Origin of the sequence: Bartonella sp. MR110HLJHH (assembly GCF_042194225.1) — a bacterium.
Classification (GTDB): Bacteria; Pseudomonadota; Alphaproteobacteria; order Rhizobiales; family Rhizobiaceae; genus Bartonella; species Bartonella grahamii.
In genome coordinates, this window is record NZ_JBHIMQ010000008.1 from 12,152 (window position 1) to 31,523 (window position 19,372).

The window sequence follows — 19,372 nt, forward strand, 5'->3', positions numbered from 1 at the left end:
GTTTGATTGCTCTTGGGAAAGCTCTTTGTTTATTATTTTCCTTTCTTCTTCCTTTATTGGTGCTGTTCGTGTAACTGAGCAGTTTTTACGATAATAATGGTGAGCTGGGGCGTTTATTGTATGATGAAGCTTCTGTAATATTGAGGAAATATCGTCGATATGCCAAAAGTATAATGATATGGTTGAAAATATTAATTCCCTATTTCGTGAAGAAAAGGATGAGGCTCATGGATGTAAAAATCAATATACAAAGCTTAACTTTATACTCTATTTTTATTGCGTGTATTGTTTTTGCTTTGAAATATTGGGCATATCACATCACAGGTTCGGTTGCACTTTATTCTGATGCATTGGAATCAATAGTTAATATCCTTGCGTCATCGGCAGCATGGTGGGCTGTTAAAGTGAGTATGAAGCCAGCGGATCATGATCATCCCTTTGGGCATCATAAAGCGGAATATTTTTCCGCAATTCTTGAAGGGGTACTCATTATTATTGCGGCAATTGTTATTTTAAGAGAAGCATGGATAGCTCTTTCTACCGTTCAATTATTGCAGAAGCCTGGAATATGGCTTGTTATTCATCTTATTGCAACTGTCATAAATTGTATGTGGGGAATGGTTCTTATTTGGCAGGGAAAACACCATCGCTCACCGGCGCTTAAAGCTGATGGAGTGCATTTTATAACGGATGTTTTTACTTCTCTTGCAATTTTAATTGGTCTGATTGCTGGTTTTGTAGGAGGATGGGGAGTTTTAGATCCAATTTTAGCGATAATCGTTGCCGTTAATATTCTCTTACAGGGCTGGAAGGTGATTAGAAATGCTGTTCAGGGATTAATGGATGTCGGCGTTGAATTGAATGAAAGCATGCGGATTCGGGAGCTGATTTCTGCAAATGCATCGGGTGCGCTTGAGGTCCATGATTTACGGACGCGTGTTGCTGGGAGGGTTACTTTTATAGAGTTTCATTTGGTTGTGCCTGCTGTAATGCAGGTAGGAGAGGCACATAAAATTTGTGATAAAATCGAAGGTGTTCTTCAAAAAGAATTTGATAATGTGCGTATTTCTATTCATGTCGAGCCTGAAGATGAGGCAAAATTGCCTCCCGGTACAACGGTGATCCCTTTTATATAAAAAGATTTTTTTAAATTGCCTGTCATGTTATGGGGGTCGTTTTTTATAATGGGGCGATTCATACCTCTCGAAAATACAATGATGCTCTTTCGTTGATTTAATTTTTGCATCAGTCAAGTATAAAGGTTAAACAGAGTATTTAAGCAAGATTTATTCTATTTCGTTAAAACACTGTCATTTAAGGTGTGGTGAGATAAGGCATATAAAATTTGATCTTTTAAGTGTTTTTAGAGTGTGGAGTAAATATTCAAAATAGGGCTTGCCGGTGTATTCTTGTGTAAGTGAATCTCATGAAATGGTTAGCAGCTTAAATTCACTTAAGAGAACGGATTGTTTACAGACTGTCGGGAGTAGATGTTTCGTTTCTTAGGGCGAAGAGGAATGAAGCTTTCGTAATAAGTTTAATGAGATTTAATTATAAACTTTATATAAAAGTTATGAATAGAATTTTAAAGTTTGTGATCATAGATTAATCATCATTATTGTTGCTAATAAATGTGTTGTTTTATCGATAAAATGTGTTTTGTTTTAAGTGTTCTTTATTGCATGAATAATGGGGGACTCATTAAAGAATGAAAAAAACAAAAAATAATGCTCATATCTCTATTCTTTAAAGGATATTATTGTCGTTGCTTTAGAAAATCGCAAAGTTGAACTAAAGAATGATGCTAAAGATAGAAACTGGTTTTTAATTGATGCCTTCATATTTTCATTCCAATCTGACATCAAAAATTTTACAATGACTCGTACAGTATTGGTGCATCCTAATCATAAATATGCTGCTATATCAGGGCTATTTTAATGTATAGACAACAAGAAAAAGCAAAGACTTTATGAGGAAAATAATGCTATAAAGTCAAAAATTTATACGCAATAAATTAGAGAGATAGATCGAATTTTTATAAAATACTTTATGAGACAACAACCAAACATATCTGGCTTTACTTTTACTTATTTTACAAACGTTCGTCTATGTCTTTTGTGTTATATTCGTAAAGATCAGATTAGCGGTAATCTATAGATAACTCTTGGTTGAGAATATGAAAGGAAAGCGTGATACTATAGTAGAGTTTTGCCTGTCTTTATGGTTCAACCAGTAAAAGTGATTACAAATCCGTGATTTCGTCACAAGTGATTTTATCATACCTATAAACAAAGTTAGATCAAAACGAATTTTTTCTCTAAAAACTGTAAACAAATATATTGTATCCGTATAGCTTGAACGAAGTTAGATGTTTACCTAAATAACTATGGTATATATTTTAAGAATAGAGAAGATATTTCATATCATTATAATGTTATTAAAGAGCTCTTAAAACAATGATTCCTGGTGTTTTTGCAACATAATCCATAAAAGGAGAATCAACGACTTTTTCGTTTGCTTTTCGTGAAGAAGCATTTCTTAATATTGGACCTTTATCTGTCATGATAAAGAAGCCCACATGTGTTACATCCAATCCAGCAAGTTTCGTATAAATACCAATGAAATCACCAGACTGTAAACGACCTATAACCTCCTCATTAATAAAGTTGCTTGGAATATATGTTATCGTGCGTTTCACAACTGGCAACCCAGGTAGATAGCTTCCACCATCAGCTTTTTTGTTGAGATATTTTTCTATTTTTACCGCATGGGGACTTATTTCAGCGGTAATATCAGTGGCGAGTTTATATTCTCTATAAGCCCAGTCTGTAAAAAAATGTTTGCGATTTAAAAAATGAACATTACCGTTAATATAACGCGTTTTTATGACGTTATTTATGAATTCTGGTTGGGATGTTGATTTGCGCAATGCTTCAACATAATCCAGATAAGTGAAGCAATCTAAGCCTCTAAAATCAATAATCAGTTTTTCTGGTGTATTTTCTGAGCCATGTAACATATTTGCTTGGTAAGGTGTCCCTAAAAAAGCTTCAGAAAGAAAGCCAATTAGTGCCCCTTTTTCCTGATAATTTGTTTCTGAACGTTTTTTGAGAAGAGCATTTAATTTATTTAGAGTATAAGGATCTAAGTTTACGTTGTTTGTTTGTTGTGTTTTTATTTTATTTCCTAAAATACTCTCTTGTGAATCAGAATCCTGAACATCACATCCTGTTACCAATATTAAAATGAGAACTAATAGGGATATTTTTCGCATTCTATACACCATTTTTGCATTAACAATTCATGACTAACTGTTTCTAAAAGTGCTATTTTTAAAATGCGTATCATGATTATCATTAGATTTAACGGTAGCATATAATCATTAAGAGCATCAATGAATATAAAGATATAATCATGTTTTTTAAGGTTACACAAATTGCAAGCAATATGAATAGTTTCTAAGATTATAGAATCAAAGAATATTTCTCTATAATATACTTATTTTTTTAATAAAATGATTGTCAAATGAATATTTTTAAAAAATATGATGAGCTTTTTACGTTGTTAAGCTATTCGGGTGATGCTGCTTTAATCTTATAGCACATTCTGAGGGTAAGAAAATTTTTTAAGAGCTTATCTTTTAAAAGGTTTCAATTGCTATAGGATATCTAACGTATCAAGTGGAATTGAGATTCCTGAAAACGTTGGTATGAGAAGGGGAAATGATGTCTGATAAAATCTATCATAATGTCTCTAAAATTATTGGAAATGCTCTGTGTTTCATGAAATTTTGTTTATGAGTTGGTCGCACAAATATTTTGTTCGTATAATGCAAAAAAATATTTTTTATGCTTTGACAAAGATATACCAATTAAAATGTAATTTTATATTTTTATCTTGACTCTTACTTAAATTTTTACTTTGTTATTATTTTATATGTGACAAGTATATGGTATAGAATACTTTTAAAAGGAAAAGGGAGTAAAAAGATAGCGGGGGAGTAATTGTATGCGTAAAATAGTGTGTATGTTATGCAAGACCAAATGCTTAACCCGAATTTTGTTCAGCGTGGGCTCGTTTTAGTGTTCATCACTTTATTGTTAGATATTCTTGGCATTGCGATTATTTGTCCTGTTTTGCCTGAATATTTTTCTCAATTAACTGGAAAAGATATCAGTACATCTTTTGTAGAAAGAGGAAAATTACTTGCAGCTTATTCAGTGATGCAGTTTTTGTTTGCTCCTGTTATTGGCAATCTTTCTGATCGTTATGGTCGTCGTCCTATTTTGCTTCTCTCTATTATCTGCTTTGCTCTTGATAACCTCATATGTGCTATAGCATGGAGTTATTCTATGTTATTTATCGGGCGTCTTTTGTCAGGGATGAGTGGTGCTAGTTTTGCAACTTGTACAGCTTATCTTGCGGATATATCCGATGATAAAACCCGTACACGCAATTTTGGTCTGTTAGGCGTTGCATCCGCATTGGGGTTTATTTTAGGATCGTTTATTGGTGGTTTTTTAGGTCAGTTTGGTCCGCGTATTCCGTTTTATTTTGCTGCTGGTTTTTCACTCATTAATTTTATTTTTTCTTGGGTTATGCTTCCAGAAACTCTTTCTCTATGGAATAGGCGCTTTTTTGATATTAAGCGGGCAAATCCCTTAGGTGCTTTTTGGCACCTGAAACAATATCCGATGGTTCTTTGGGTGTTATTGGTCTTTTTTCTTTATTGGTTTGCGGAATCTGTATGGTTAAGCATTTGGGCTTTCATTGCAAAAGAACGCTATGATTGGAGTTCTTTTTCTATTGGGCTCTCCTATAGTGTTTTTGGGATAGGCCAATTTATTGTAGTCGCTCTCATTTTGCCTTATTTTTCTAAACGATGGAGTGATTGGCATATTGTTATAGTGGGGCTTTTGTTTGCCTCCGTTGCTATGCTGGGCTATACATTTGCGACGCAGGGGTGGATGGTTTATATGGTTTGTGCGTGTACAATGCTTGAATATCTTGTTCATGCACCTATACGTGCTATTGCTTCAGCGCAGGTACCAACAAATGTACAAGGAGAACTGCAAGGAGCGATGACATCTGTTATTTCGTTAAGTTTAATATTTGGTTCTGTTTTTTATGTGTTTCTTTTTGAATGTTTTACAGATAAAAATGCACAGTTTTATTTTTCTGGTGCTCCTTTTGTTGGAGGCTTTTTTCTTCTTGTCGTTGCGACAGTTATTTTTGTCTTGCGGGTACGTTAATTTGTTGAGGAGAGCTGGTACGTACTATTTTGCTAGAGAATGCACAAGATAAACAAAATGCATCATTTTATAGGTAAAAAGTTTTTTGTGATATTGTTTGTATAGTAGAGTCCGTATTTTTTCTGTTGCTTGCAAATTAATATTCAGTGCTAATGCAGCAGCATATTGAAAACAAAGATTAAAACGTATCTGCGTTAGATGTATTAGTACTGTGCGAACAATTCCAAATTTTATATGGCAAATTGGAAGTAAAATATTGCGTATATTTGTTTGCATCACTTCTAGAATCGAAAAAAACTCATTTTGGAAGAATATAAAGTTGTAAAATTGAAAAACCGTTTCCTGTTTTGCCATCACTTTTTTATTCGGCTTTGCAGCTTTCAAAACCATCTACGGTAATATCTTTTAAAAAGTAGAGATTTGTTACATGGTCTCACACTTTAGTTTTTTATTCTTTAATAGGAATTATGCTTCTCATGCAAAATAGAATGCTTAAAATTGTATTATGAATCTAATACTTATTTGAAGGAATAGCTTTCAATGTGTTTGCGCCAATTTCATGATAGTGCCAATAAAGAATATAAGGTAAAAGTCACTGTCAATGGTATAAGATCTGCTGTACACTACTTACTTTACGTATATAAAAGATGCAGCACCAATCATTCACTTTGCTAGTTTCTAATGTTCCGATAGCTCTGAGCTCTTGGTACGGTTAGGTGCTTTACTCTTTTTAAAAATGGTTTTTATCGACACACTTATCTTGCTTAGGGGGAAGCCAATGATTTTGATGAATACAATTCTAAGAGGAGAGGTCATGAGAAAAATTCAAGTTATTCAGTGCTCTCATCTTAGTTGCAAAATGATAAATAATAACACTTATTCAATAAGTTGTAGGTATACAAATAATATAGTTGTGTATGGGAAGATGATATAATTTAAAGGAGAGAAGCTAGAAAGTGAGATATTTTATTTTAAGATATTTTTTTATAATTCATAATGAGATCACAGAAATGCTGAAAGAGGTAGTGGCTATCTTGTGGTCCAGGAGAAGCTTCGGGGTGATATTGAACAGAAAAAACTGGTTTTCCAATGATTCGAATACCACAGTTTGAACCATCAAAGAGAGAAATATGTGTTTCTTGAACATGTTGTGGTAAAGAGGCAGAATCTACGGCGAAACCGTGATTCATCGATACAATCTCAACTTTTCCAGTGTTGAGGTCTTTAACTGGGTGGTTGGCACCATGATGTCCTTGGTGCATTTTCATGGTTTTTGCACCAACCGTAAGAGCGAGAAGTTGGTGACCAAGACATATTCCAAAAATTGGTAAATTATGATCAATTAACGTTTTGATCGTTGGAACGGCATATTGAGCCGTAGCTGCGGGGTCCCCTGGTCCATTAGAAAGAAAAACGCCATCAGGGTTCATTGCTAGAATTTCTTTTGCAGTTGTGTGGGCAGGTACAACAGTAATGCGTGCTTTTTGTGTTGCCATAAGGCGAAGAATATTGCGTTTAATACCATAGTCAATTGCAATGATATGAAGATTGTGCACATTATTTGTACCGTATCCTTTATTCCAGCTCCATGGTTTTTCATCCCATTGCATTGATGATTGAGATGTCACGTCTTTCGTAAGGTCAAGATTGACGAGACCGTGCCATTTTTGCGCACGTTTCTTTAATGAAGGAATATCAAAATTTCCATTAGAATCATGTGCAATGACAGCATTTTGCGCACCTTTTTCACGAATAAGAATTGTGAGCGCACGTGTATCAATACCACAAAGTGCAATAATTTTACGCGTTTTAAGCCATTGATGAAGATTTTCATTGGCACGATAATTTGAGGGATGTGTAATGTCTGCCTTGAAAATAGCGCCAACAGCACCATGACAATTGAGAGGAGAGAGATCTTCAATATCTTCGCTATTTGCCCCTACATTTCCTATATGAGGAAAAGTAAAATTAACGATTTGTTGTGTGTATGACGGGTCTGTGAGGATTTCTTCATAGCCTGTGATAGCGGTGTTAAAACACACTTCAGCTTCAGCGATACCTGTAGCACCTGCTCCTTTGCCTTCAATAACGGTTCCATCTGCTAAGACTAAGAGGGCTGTAGGTTTTTTGATACTCCAAGGGTGGCTGGGTGAAGTCGTTTGTATCATAGTATGTATCCACAATTTATTCTCTGAAAGGTATAATGATCAACTTTACACAAAAATCATACCTTTAACAGATGCTGTGTATATTATTCTGGTAATGTTTCGCTTGAAATAGGCAGTATAAGTACATTCCATGAAGAGGTAAAGTCTTGTTTTAGCTTTTCGAAGATCGAGTCCTTAATTATTTTTTTATCCTCCATTGCAAGATGGATAAAGATTGGTTAAAAGGCTTTTTTTCTTGAACAAAATTGGATAAATTTATGTTGCGTAACCAGATTGATGGGGCTCTTAGGGCTGCTTTGAAAGCGCAAGATAGTGCGCGTCTTGCTACACTTCGTTTAATGAATGCTGCAGTTAGGGATCGTGATATCCTTTATTATGATCAAGGGAAGTTAGAAGTGGATGATCAGCAGATACAGTCTGTTTTCACTAAAATGCTTCAACAGCGTGAAGAATTGATGCGAGTCTATAAAGAGTCTGGTTGCCTAGAATTGGCAGAGAGAGGACAAGCAGAAATAGAAGTTATTCGTGAGTTTCTTCCTTATCAACTTAAGGAGATGGAAGTAGAACAGGTTCTCTGTGAAGCTTTAGCACAAACAAAAGCTGAAAAATTACGCGATATCGGTAAGGTGATGGCATGGCTTAAGGAACGGTATGCGGGGCAAATGAATTTTTCTAAAGTGTGCAATAGTCTTCGTAAGAAATTGCAATAGATCTTATTAATTCAAGGGGATTGGGAAATATTTTTTATTGTGCTTCGCCTTTGTAAGTCAGTAGGATTTTGATAAATATCATTTATCTTGTACATACATAATTATTTCAAAAAATATTTTTTTAAATAAACGAATCTTTTTTGGAGCTCATAGGGCAATAAAAACATCTTTTATGTATTATATTTTTCTGTTCTTCAAAGCTGTTAGATCATTAACAAAATAAAAAAGTTATAGAGTCTCTACTTAAAAAAAATCTATTGTCTGCACTGTTAAAAATTTTAAAATAGGATGATTAAGCTAATTGATACAGATTTCTAATTTTGGGGAGTGTGTTGCTGTCTTTTTTGCTGTTTCAAAGCATTTTTTTAATAAAGAGTTGCCGTATTTTTTAGAGTGGTGATTATTCGGTAAGAAATTTAAATGTAGATGATATTTATCAATATGATGTGTATCTTCTTAATTCAAGCGCTGGTTTTAATGATAAGAAAATCAGAACTTTAAAACGTTTTTTCTATAGAAGACATTTTTAAGCTGAGTTGATGAAATGAAAAGATATTTTTAAAATAAGTCTTTGTTTGTAATGTGTTTTGAGCTGATTTTGAAATTCTTTTCTCTGATTAAATCCCTTATAAGCTATATAAAATCTATAAATTATGCAGAATAAAATGAGTAATCTCTATTTGTAGGGATACAGTGGTGAATCTGTTAAAAATAGTTCAGTTAGCAACAATGGCTTACCCGTTAACCGTAAACGGGAACGGCGTGCCCATAGCACACCTTGTTGACCAATATGAATGTAATCGCGGGTTAATTGGTCATGGTTAAATAAATAATGTCCTAGAGGTACAGTTCCCAAATGCATCAAGGCTTGATTGTGTAGGAGGGTTTCTTGTGGAATTACAGTGCGTCCAAGGAGCCAAGGTTTATTATCTCCCATCAATATGATTTCGCGTAGCCAATAACGAGCACTTTCAGGGAGATGCTCTGCTTCGTCTATTAATTTATCTCGCGTAATAAAACATTCGCGTTGTGGTTGAACTTGGAGGCAGGTACAATATTTCTTTAATCGAAGCGTCATTGAGCCCGATTCCATGAGCCAATCGCGAATATTTTCTGGTATTGGAGGATTTTGATCAGAGAGCCACTTTAGAGGTGGTAAGATGGAATCTTCAAGATCAGACATCATTTTACTCCACATTTAAAGTCTTATTCCATATGTTATGTTGGGCGAACTAAAATAAATAGCTCTATTGTAATACAAGGAGTATAAAAGCAGCAAGATTTTAACAGAAAGATATCAAAGGTCTTTAAAAGAAGATATGCGGAAAATACCTATCATAGGATCATTTTCATTAAAAAGGCAAAATAAGGTATTATGTTTTATCCAAGGCGCTTTCACACAATGCATTACGGAAATTTCTTTATCTCATGAGAGCAATGGGAAAAATGTTTTGTGCTTTAAAATTTGTTTGTAACGCATATAAAAAATCATCTATGTAAGATGATATAAAGAGGAAACTGTAAGAGAAACAAAACTTTATTTTATACTTTAGAAAGTGAAGAGATATTCAAACCTTTTGAATTGAGATGTAAAGAAGATCGTATTCTTTATAATAAGTAATTTTATAGTAATATATATATTTTTGAAAAATTTAAAATAGATTATATTATTTAAATTGTAATAAATTACTTCATATTACAGAATGTGTAGTTATATTTATAATAAAGTTATATTCATATGTATTTATAGTATATCTACTTTAGATATTCTTTTATTTCACAGATTAGAAAAAATTTCTTTATCATTTTTTCTTACCTTCTCTCTTTACTTCTTAAGAATGCAAAAGAGCTCTTCGATTTTTTCGGTAAAAAAGGTATTATTGATAAAGTGTATAGGCTTTAAGTGCTGTGCGGTAGAATCTTTAATCATCGTTAGTGATTTTTGTAACCTTATGGATTGTTATTACAGTGAGATGAGCTAGATTTGCGCACACGGTACAAAAATAAGTTCGTATTTCGTTAAAATAACGCAACATATCTCTCCTGATATACGTAAGTTTATATAGGTATGAAATGGTGCGTTATAAAGGTTTTTACTGCATTTCGTTTTAAAATCGTTTTAAAATACGGTGATGGTGTATACCCAAAATTGCAGCTTAAGCATCTCACCATCATATCAAAACTGGTAACAACGAGTTACAGGGAAATATTTCAAACTTTTCTAGTTGTTTCCCAGTTTTTTATTGAATCCCTAAAAAGGTGTAAAAAAATAAATGCTCTATGATCGAATTTTTTGTCCTATCCATATAAGAATACAGGCTCCTATAAAACCTGAAATAAGATAGCCAAGCCAACCAGCAAAACTTACACCTAAAAGACTAAAAAGAAAGCTTGCTAGCGCAGCGCCAATAATCCCTAAGATGATATTTAACAATATTCCTGTTTGGCTTTTCATAATATACTGTGCAGCCCAACCTGCGATCCCGCCGATAATAATAGCTGCAATCCAACCGATGTTTGCATCTTCCATGATACTCTCCTTTGCCTGAATTTAAATTGTAACTAGAGTAAACTTTATAAAAATCAAGATTTATCCCTTTTTTATCCAGTGGAAAGGATATTTCTGTTAGAAATTTTAATTATTATTTTCCTTTATATTAAAATAATATTTACATTTATATCATAATAATACTTAACAAGTATAAATATATAACACATTTTAATTTATAATTAAATTAATTATTTGAGAAAATATGAATAAAAGAAGAAAATATTAGTGAAAATGCTTTAAGAAGTCATAAAGTTTATTTATAAGCTTTTTTAAGCTCTCTCTTAAGTTAAAAAAAACAATTGTGATTAAAGCAATAAGTAAAATGGATATTTAAAAGTTTGGAGCTTGCCAATTGATATCAATGATGTTTGAAATGAAATTAAAACTGTTTTGTTGACACGTTATAGAATGGCTGTATAGGTTGAGCCTCTACCAATCTTGATATAAATGTTGCATTTTTGTGGAGTTTTGCATCCCTTATTAGAGTATTTCTGTTTTTGCTGCTACTGTGGGGCAATTCCTTTTTACAAGGCGAGTTTAGGTTGGAACCATTATACTCTTGACTTTCTCTTTATGTGTTTAACAGTCTTGGCTTTGAGATGATTAGGCATTTTTACGTCTTTCTTCAAGAGTTCTATTCTACATGCTGCTTTGTTTATAATGTGTAAGCAAATGACTTTGAGTAATTCATCATGAATAGATTTTAAATGAAAGAAATTTACGATGCAGAAAGCTCATTTAAATTGTCAAATAATAAAATATTTTGATTAAATCAGTATCTTGACCATATTCAAAATCGAGTAATCGATGTGATGTATTTCTTATTCAAGTTATTTAAAAGTTTAAGGTTTTTCTGTTTGTTCTTCAGCAGGGTTGCGTAGGCGAGAACTTTGAAGAAGTCCCTGTTCTTCTAAAATGGGGTAGATCATTGAGGTCAAAAGAGAGTTGATTTGTTTGAGGTCGCGGACAGTGTCGAGATGAAGACTGGATGATTCTACATTTTTGAGATCCCCTTCACGCAAACGTTTAAAATGTTTTAAACTCATCTCCTTTTCTAAGTTTCGTAGTTGATCTTTTTTTTGTACCAATAGGTGTGCAGTGTGTGTATCACGTGAGACAAGAACGTTAAATGCTATATGCGCGTTGGCTAGTACAATGGCGTGGAAACGAAGGAGATCATTCCAGCCCTCGCTGCTGAACTGTAAACCTTTTTGTTGTTTCTTTTTAACCAGCATCAGCATATTATGAATAATGATATCGCCTGCTTGGTCTAATTTTATACAGGCGCCTAGAAGTTCTTGCGTTTGAAGAGCTTCTTCGTCAGATAATTTTTGTCCCGCTAATCGTGCAAGATAAAGTTTGATGGCGATATGTTTTTTGTCCAATATGGTGTTGAGTTGGTTGAGTTCACGAATAATATTGGGATCAGGATTTTCATAAAGTCCCATGATTTTTTCTAGCATGATGTCTACAAGATCACAAATATGAATGACTTCACGCATGACATTCGAGAGAGCGAGAGAGGGGCGTTCAAGCACACTGTCATCAAGAGCTGTTTGATCCGATAAATTGAGCGTTTTGTCGGCTTGCGTTTTTTTTGCACTTATATGAACAATTTGAGTGGTTAATTTTAAAACCCATTTTGAAAGCGGTATTCCAGCAAGGAGAATGAAAACATTAAAAATAATGTGGGCGTTGATCACTTGAGTAGGGGCGTTATTGCCAAGCCATGTGATGGGAGGGCGGAAGGAGAGAAATAAGATAAGTACAAGGATTGAACCTGCCCCACGCATGAGTAAATTTCCTAAGGGAACGAGGCGGGTATTAGGAGAGGCGTTGCGCGTTAAAAGTGGTGCTATAAGAGAAGAGCCAAAGTTGACACCAAGAACCATGACAACACAGAGTTGCGTATGGATAAGATCGTAGTTGGCAAAATTGACCAGCAAAATGATTCCTGCAATAGATGAATGTAAGAGGTAGGTTAAGCCAGCAGCCAACAAAAAAGTGGAAACAGGATCGGTTGAAAGATAACGAATGATGCTAGGCAAAATTTCGCTTTCACGTAAAGGTTCTGTCGCTGTACTTATCATCTCTAAAGATAAAATTAACAGACCAATACCGATGACAATACGTCCTATTTGACGCCACTCACGTTTTTCTGTTGTCATGAAGATACAAGTGCCAATTAAAAGACAAAGGGGCACAACAAGTGTGAGATCATAGGTGAGAATTTTAACAACGATTGCTGATCCTAATTCTCCTCCGCGTACAGCCATAAGTCCCGCTACTCCAGAGACAAAACCAGATTCAACGAAAGAACCAACAAGGAGCGTTATTGCTGTAGAGCTTTGTAAAATCATTGCTGTAAAAAGCCCAAAACTTACCGCAAACAATGGTTTTGAAATGACGTGGCACATTTTATATTTAAGTCTGTCACCATAGGCGCGTTCAATTCCTGTGCGCACCATGCGTGTGGCCCAGAGAAGTAAAGAAATAGCGCCGGCAAGATGAAGGAGTACCAATGAACCATTCATGATACTTTATTCTTTCTCTGTTGTTATGAGTATGTTTGCCTCAAAATTGATAAATTAAAGTTTATCGTTTTTATTTCGTTTTTGCTTTTAATACTTGATTAAAATCATAACCGCTTGGATTTTGAAAAACCTTTAGACCAAAACAGGGAAGAATGGAATAAAGGTGATCAAAAATATCACCTTGAATTTGTTCGTAGTCTATCCAAACGGTGGTGTTCGTAAAGCAATAAATTTCCAATGGTAAACCATTTTCTGTAGGAGGTAATTGCCGTGCCATAAAGGTCATATTAGGGTTGATGTTTATATGTTGTTGTAGATAAGCAAAAACATAAGCACGAAAAGTTCCAATGTTGGTTAAACGGCGCGTATTGGCTAAGACATCATGATTTTTATCTAATTGAGCATTCCATTGGTCAATTTCTGCTAATTTTTGCGTGAAATAATTTTCTAATAAATTAAATCGGGAAAGATATTTTTGTTCTTCTTCTGTGAGAAAATGGATACTTGATTGATCAATAAAAAGGGAGCGTTTGATGCGTCTTCCACCCGATTCTTGCATTCCACGCCAATTTTTAAAAGGGTCGGTCACAAGTTTACGGATAGGAACTGAGGTGATGGTATTGTCGAAATTTTGAACTTTAACAGTATGCAGGGCAATTTCAATAACATCACCATCGGCACCGAGATTAGGGATTTCAATCCAATCACCAACGCGAACCATATCAGTGGATGAAATTTGAATACCGGCAACGAGAGAAAGAAGCGTATCTTGAAAAATTAACATGAGAACCGCGGCCATTGCACCAAGACCGGAGAAAAGAATAAGAGGGGAGCGGTCAATCAATGTAGCGACCATTAAAACTGTCGCAACAGCAAAAAGTGCAATTTTAGCAATTTGAATATAGCCTTTTATTGGTTTTAACCGTGCTGTTGGTCGTTGTTCGTAGAGGATGTTAATGACATTCAGACAGGCAGAAATTGTCAGAACAACAAAAAAGATAATGAAGGCGTTAGCAACATTACCGATGATAGTACTGAATGCATTGGGCAATGTTGGTATAAAATTAACACCAACCGAAATAATAAAGGCTGAAATGATATCCGCTATGTATTGAATAGCATTATTAATATCGATCGTTGTATTTTTGGGGAGAAAAGAAGAGAGTTTTTTGGCTCCGTGAATAAGTAATTTTCGTCCTAGAAAGTTGACTAAAAGGGCAAATATAGTAAGAATAATAAGCCAAGAAATAGCCTCTAACCACGGATATTGAACAATAAATTCGATCACTTTTCCACTCTCCATTTCTAAAGTTATATGCAGTTAAGAGTTTAAAATTTTACAACTACTTAAGAGGAAGTATTGGAATTATGCTCTAAAGTCGTTAAATATGCAAAAAAGAATTTTCAAACTCTGTGAGAGATAATGCGTTTCCCGCCCGATTTCCTTAATGAACTGCGTACTAGACTCCCAATTTCAACAGTGATTGGTCAACGGGTGGATTTTGATCCTCGAAAAAGTAAGCCTTCACGGGGAGACTTTTGGTGTTGTTGTCCATTTCATGGTGAAAAAACGCCAAGTTTTCATTGTGATGATCATAAAGGGCGCTATTATTGTTTTGGTTGTGGTGTAAGTGGAGATATTTTTACCTTTTTGTGTGAGCTTGATGGATTGCACTTTTCAGAAAGTGTAGAGCGTTTGGCTGATTTTGCGGGAATGAAACTCCCTATTTTGGATTCACAAAGTCATAAACGTCAACTGGAAAAAGCTGAGCTTTATGATGTAATGAAAATTGCTACAGATTTTTTTCAATATAATTTACGCGATAAAGGAGGTGTGCAAGCACGTCGTTATTTGGATGCACGTGGTGTGACACCAGAGCTCGTAGAGCGTTTCCGCATTGGTTTTGCACCGGTAAGGCGTACAGCTTTGAAAGAAGCTTTGAGTGCACGGGGCATTTCAATAAAGCAAATGGAAGAATGTGGACTTCTCACAGTGCGTGAGGGGAGTGCGGATTCTTATGACCGATTTAGAAATCGCATTATGTTTCCTATCGAAGATTTGCGCGGACGTGTGGTGGCTTTCGGAGGGCGTGCATTAGAGAAAGAGACACGAGCAAAATATCTCAATAGCCCTGAAACAGTGCTGTTTCATAAAGGAAATATACTTTATAACGCGGTAGCAGCTCGCAAAAACAGTCGCTTTGTTGGCGATGAAAAAAATCATTCACTCCTTGTTGTTGAGGGGTATATGGATGTCATTGCATTGACTAAAGCTGGTTTTGAAGGAGTTGTAGCGCCCTTGGGGACAGCATTAACGGAAGCGCAAATTGAGCTTTTATGGCAGATGGGGAAGGAGCCCATTTTGTGTTTTGATGGTGATGATGCTGGTTTAAACGCTGCTTTTCGTGTTGCTGATCGTGTGTTGCCTCTTTTAAAGGCTGGGGTTTGTGTACGCTTTGTTTTGTTGCCACAAGGAAAAGATCCTGATGAAATTGTTTGTGCTGGTGGAGCACAACTTTTTTCTTCTTTTTTGCAAAAAGCAATTCCTTTGAGTGAGCTTTTATGGTGGCGAGCTACCTATGGAAAGCATTTTGAAACTCCAGAGACACGAGCAGCGCTAGAAAAACAACTAAAACAACAAATTTTTACGATTAAGGATGAAGATGTCCGTCGTTATTATTTGCAAGATGTAAAAAAACGCCTTTTTGATTTTTTTCGTCCCTCTTTTTCGAAAAAAAAGGGAGAAGGGCGATATGATCAATCTTCATCAAATAGGATCTTTAAAGATCAATCCTTTTCTCTGTTAGCAAATTCTGAAATAGTACGAAATTCTTCGCAATCTATTCCTTTGCGAGAAGCAGTGATTTTACTCACTTTAGCTTACTATCCTGAGTTGTGGTATGAAAATTTTGAAATTCTTTCTGAGTTAGAATTAAAAAATACTCAATTGATGTACTTTCATCAAGCTATGTTGGAAATTCTTGGGAATCAACAGCTTCATGATGAGGAGACGATGGTTGCGCTCTTAGAAAAAAGAGGGCAAAAGGCTCTGTTAGAGCGTATGAAACATCTTGTGCAAAATATTGGTATGCGTATTATCTTTGGTAGAGCTTCTATAGAGGATGCACGTGCGATATTAAAACAAGCTGTCTACTTGCATCTTCAAGAACACCACCTACATAAGAGATTACAGGATATTAAAGAGCAACTTGTAGAAAATCCTAAGAGTGAGGTTTTTGATCTGCTTCGTGAGGTAAAAAATGAGCTGGAGCAGATGCAGGCAACAGAAGCGTTAATTGAAGGGTTTGGAAGTTGGTTGGATGAAAAAATAGACGGGAATACACAAGATACGATAAAATGATTCGCTTTTTTAATGCGAATCAGTCACTTAAATTTTAGATGAGGAAGTTTATGGGAGTGACATTTTCATAAAGATGGCAATTAAATTTTAGGAAAAGCGGGTAAATTTTAGGAAAAGCGGGAAATTGGTTCTTACGATAGGGTACAGAGATTATCTCAGAAGGGCTGAGAGGTGTCGGGGAAACTTCTGGAGTTTTCCCGCGTTTTTGTCTGGATGTCAAGTTTGTCTGGATGTTAAGGCGTATACAAAATGTATTCTTTCCAATAGTAATCTCTTAAAAGGAAGTATATATGAGAAATTATTGGTAGATTTTAGTGAGAGCAAAAAAAACTGGTCACATGGAAACTATGGTTACATGGAAACTGTGAAGTGGTCGAGTGGAGTTATGGTATGGCAACAAAGGTTAAACAGAAAGATAATGCAGAAGTAACAAGCCAAGCGAGTTTGGATGGTCCTCTTCTTGATTTTTCTGATGATGCCATCAAGAAAATGATTAAACTTGCCAAAAAAAATGGTTATGTAACAATGGATGAACTCAATGCTGTTCTTCCTTCTGACGAGGTTACATCCGAACAAATTGAAGATATCTTGGCGATGTTCTCTGAGATGGGGGTTAATGTTGTGGATGATGAGGATGAAGTTGAGTCTGAAAATTATGAAGAAGAAGTTACAGTAGAGGGTGGTGATTTAGTAGAAGCCTCTAGCCACGCAATTGCAACGACAACGAATAAACGCGAAGTAACAGATCGTACGGATGATCCGGTGCGTATGTATTTGCGTGAAATGGGAGCTGTTGAGCTTCTTTCACGGGAAGGTGAAATTGCCATTGCTAAGCGTATTGAAGCAGGGCGTGAGACAATGATTGCGGGACTTTGTGAGAGTCCTTTAACTTTTCAGGCTCTTATTATATGGCGTGACGAGTTAAAAGAACAGCGTATTCTTCTTCGTGAAATTATTGATCTTGAAACGACTTATGCTGGTCCAGAAGCAAAGCAGGCTCCTGTTATTGAGCGAAGTGAAGTGAATAAGACAGAAGAAGAAAAAATGTCTTCTGGTATACGTAATATGGGGGAGAGCGCAGGAGAGAGAAACATTGAAGACGATGATGAAGAAGATGATGACGATGTTAACTTATCGCTTGCTGCAATGGAAAATGAACTTTGTCCTCAAGTTATGGAAACATTGGATTTTATTGCTCAAACCTATGTGAAATTACGAAAATTACAAGATCAGCATGTTGAAAGCAGTTTGGCAGAGCGTAAAGAGGGGGCCCTTACATCTTCTCAGAAGAAGAAATATATTCAATTAAAGGGTGAGTTGATTCAAGCAGTAAAATCTCTTTCTTTAAATCAAAATCGTATCGAAGCTTTGGTTGAACAGCTTTATGACATCAATAAGAGATTGATTCATAATGAAGGTAAGCTGAAACGGATTGCCAACAGCTATGGCATTGGCCACGAGGATTTTTTAAAAGAATACCAAGGGCGTGAATTGGACGCAGATTGGATGAATTATATTGCTGCTTTGCCTACACCTGGTTGGAAAGAATTTTCGATGCGTGAAGCAAAAGAAATCCAAAAACTGCGAAGTGAGATACAAAATCTTGCGCAAGAAACGGCTATTTCGATTGGTGAATTTCGTCGGATTGTTATGCAGGTGCAGAAAGGTGAACGCGAATCAACAATTGCGAAAAAAGAGATGGTAGAATCTAATTTGCGTCTTGTCATTTCAATTGCAAAAAAATACACTAATCGTGGTTTGCAGTTTCTTGATCTTATTCAAGAGGGTAATATCGGTTTGATGAAGGCTGTGGATAAGTTTGAATATCGGCGCGGCTACAAGTTTTCAACTTATGCAACATGGTGGATTCGTCAGGCTATTACACGTTCAATTGCTGATCAGGCGCGTACTATTCGTATCCCTGTTCATATGATTGAAACAATTAATAAAATCGTTCGTACATCGCGTCAGATTCTCCATGAAATTGGACGAGAACCAACACCAGAAGAATTGTCTAGCAAGCTTTCTATGCCGTTGGAAAAAGTACGAAAAGTTCTTAAAATTGCAAAAGAACCCATTTCACTCGAAACGCCTGTTGGTGATGAAGATGATTCCCATTTAGGTGATTTTATTGAGGATAGGAATGCGTTATTACCAATTGATGCAGCTATCCAAGCTAATCTGCGAGATACGACAACACGCGTTCTTGCTTCATTAACACCGCGGGAAGAACGTGTTTTGCGGATGCGTTTTGGAATAGGGATGAATACAGATCACACGTTGGAAGAAGTAGGACAACAATTTTCAGTTACAAGAGAGCGTATTCGTCAGATTGAAGCAAAGGCACTTCGTAAATTAAAACATCCTAGCCGTTCACGAAAATTGCGTAGTTTTCTCGATTCTTAAATAAAGAAATTCGTGTGTATTTTAATAAATCCCTCTTTCTTCTTAATGAAGGGGAGGTGTGTCACATTGTACTTTGATGCTTTTTTGAGAAAATATGGGAAGAATTTGAATAATCCAGAAAGTTTACGATGTTTAATGTTTTTCTTAGCTTTTGAATTTTGTATTTCTCTTTCTGAAAATAACAGATGTAGGGTAAATACTGGTGTGGTAGTCATTTGAAAAAATGAACGAAAAACATTATCTTGCGTGTAGCGGCTCGTTTCTTAAGAAATAGGATCTATTAAGAATAAACTTATATTGCAACATACGGACTTTTTGATGAGAAATGTGTATTCGTTGCGGAATTTTTATCATTTTTAGGTGACGCATTTTATTCTTCGTCAGTTTATA

At 35.4% G+C, this 19,372-nt stretch carries 11 protein-coding genes; 5 read left to right on the plus strand and 6 right to left on the minus strand.

Annotated features, from left to right (window positions below):
- Window positions 1-227 precede the first annotated feature (227 nt).
- Complete coding sequence (locus tag ACFIKB_RS05825; protein ID WP_375653015.1) at window positions 228-1,136, plus strand: cation diffusion facilitator family transporter; 909 nt, start codon at window positions 228-230, stop codon at window positions 1,134-1,136.
- A 1,301-nt stretch (window positions 1,137-2,437) separates the two neighbouring features.
- On the opposite strand, the gene ACFIKB_RS05830 is transcribed toward ACFIKB_RS05825, so the two are convergent.
- The gene (locus ACFIKB_RS05830) at window positions 2,438-3,274 is read right to left on the minus strand and encodes a DUF1460 domain-containing protein (protein WP_375653017.1); all 837 of its coding nucleotides are present in this window, start codon (window positions 3,272-3,274) and stop codon (window positions 2,438-2,440) included.
- Window positions 3,275-4,031: 757 nt separating this feature from the next.
- Between ACFIKB_RS05830 and ACFIKB_RS05835 the strand changes: the two genes are divergently transcribed.
- On the plus strand, window positions 4,032-5,252 hold the full coding sequence (locus ACFIKB_RS05835) for an MFS transporter (RefSeq protein WP_375636138.1): 1,221 nt from the start codon (window positions 4,032-4,034) through the stop codon (window positions 5,250-5,252).
- Between the two features lie 971 nt (window positions 5,253-6,223).
- Here the strand turns inward: ACFIKB_RS05835 and carA are convergent.
- A complete protein-coding gene (gene carA, locus ACFIKB_RS05840) occupies window positions 6,224-7,420 on the minus strand; it encodes a glutamine-hydrolyzing carbamoyl-phosphate synthase small subunit (RefSeq protein WP_375653018.1) in 1,197 nt (398 codons plus the stop codon).
- A gap of 257 nt (window positions 7,421-7,677) precedes the next feature.
- Between carA and ACFIKB_RS05845 the strand changes: the two genes are divergently transcribed.
- Window positions 7,678-8,130 carry a GatB/YqeY domain-containing protein gene (locus tag ACFIKB_RS05845; protein WP_015856668.1) on the plus strand — a complete coding sequence of 151 codons (453 nt, stop codon included), beginning with the start codon at window positions 7,678-7,680 and terminating at the stop codon, window positions 8,128-8,130.
- Window positions 8,131-8,806: 676 nt separating this feature from the next.
- Here the strand turns inward: ACFIKB_RS05845 and ubiC are convergent.
- The 4 genes from ubiC to ACFIKB_RS05865 form a co-directional block, all read right to left on the minus strand.
- Window positions 8,807-9,316 carry a chorismate lyase gene (gene ubiC / locus ACFIKB_RS05850; protein WP_375653019.1) on the minus strand — a complete coding sequence of 170 codons (510 nt, stop codon included), beginning with the start codon at window positions 9,314-9,316 and terminating at the stop codon, window positions 8,807-8,809.
- Window positions 9,317-10,408: 1,092 nt separating this feature from the next.
- On the minus strand, window positions 10,409-10,660 hold the full coding sequence (locus ACFIKB_RS05855; RefSeq protein ID WP_015856666.1) for a GlsB/YeaQ/YmgE family stress response membrane protein: 252 nt from the start codon (window positions 10,658-10,660) through the stop codon (window positions 10,409-10,411).
- Between the two features lie 863 nt (window positions 10,661-11,523).
- Complete coding sequence (locus ACFIKB_RS05860) at window positions 11,524-13,215, minus strand: Na/Pi cotransporter family protein (protein ID WP_375636142.1); 1,692 nt, start codon at window positions 13,213-13,215, stop codon at window positions 11,524-11,526.
- Between the two features lie 70 nt (window positions 13,216-13,285).
- Window positions 13,286-14,503 carry a mechanosensitive ion channel family protein gene (locus ACFIKB_RS05865; protein ID WP_375636143.1) on the minus strand — a complete coding sequence of 406 codons (1,218 nt, stop codon included), beginning with the start codon at window positions 14,501-14,503 and terminating at the stop codon, window positions 13,286-13,288.
- Window positions 14,504-14,638: 135 nt separating this feature from the next.
- Here ACFIKB_RS05865 and dnaG point away from each other — a divergent pair, with 135 nt between their 5' ends.
- Together dnaG and rpoD are read left to right on the plus strand one after the other, a co-directional pair.
- The gene (gene dnaG, locus ACFIKB_RS05870) at window positions 14,639-16,576 is read left to right on the plus strand and encodes a DNA primase (RefSeq protein WP_375653020.1); all 1,938 of its coding nucleotides are present in this window, start codon (window positions 14,639-14,641) and stop codon (window positions 16,574-16,576) included.
- Between the two features lie 390 nt (window positions 16,577-16,966).
- A complete protein-coding gene (gene rpoD, locus ACFIKB_RS05875) occupies window positions 16,967-18,982 on the plus strand; it encodes an RNA polymerase sigma factor RpoD (protein WP_273788086.1) in 2,016 nt (671 codons plus the stop codon).
- Window positions 18,983-19,372 lie beyond the last annotated feature (390 nt).

Bases quoted from the DNA above. Each gene is read 5' to 3' on its own strand.
- carA (WP_375653018.1), bottom strand. From the start codon at position 7,420: ATGATACAAACGACTTCACCCAGCCACCCTTGGAGTATCAAAAAACCT.
- ubiC (WP_375653019.1), bottom strand. From the start codon at position 9,316: ATGATGTCTGATCTTGAAGATTCCATCTTACCACCTCTAAAGTGGCTC.
- rpoD (WP_273788086.1), top strand. From the start codon at position 16,967: ATGGCAACAAAGGTTAAACAGAAAGATAATGCAGAAGTAACAAGCCAA.
- ACFIKB_RS05830 (WP_375653017.1), bottom strand. From the start codon at position 3,274: ATGCGAAAAATATCCCTATTAGTTCTCATTTTAATATTGGTAACAGGA.
- dnaG (WP_375653020.1), top strand. From the start codon at position 14,639: ATGCGTTTCCCGCCCGATTTCCTTAATGAACTGCGTACTAGACTCCCA.
- ACFIKB_RS05835 (WP_375636138.1), top strand. From the start codon at position 4,032: ATGCAAGACCAAATGCTTAACCCGAATTTTGTTCAGCGTGGGCTCGTT.
- ACFIKB_RS05860 (WP_375636142.1), bottom strand. From the start codon at position 13,215: ATGAATGGTTCATTGGTACTCCTTCATCTTGCCGGCGCTATTTCTTTA.
- ACFIKB_RS05855 (WP_015856666.1), bottom strand. From the start codon at position 10,660: ATGGAAGATGCAAACATCGGTTGGATTGCAGCTATTATTATCGGCGGG.
- ACFIKB_RS05825 (WP_375653015.1), top strand. From the start codon at position 228: ATGGATGTAAAAATCAATATACAAAGCTTAACTTTATACTCTATTTTT.
- ACFIKB_RS05845 (WP_015856668.1), top strand. From the start codon at position 7,678: ATGTTGCGTAACCAGATTGATGGGGCTCTTAGGGCTGCTTTGAAAGCG.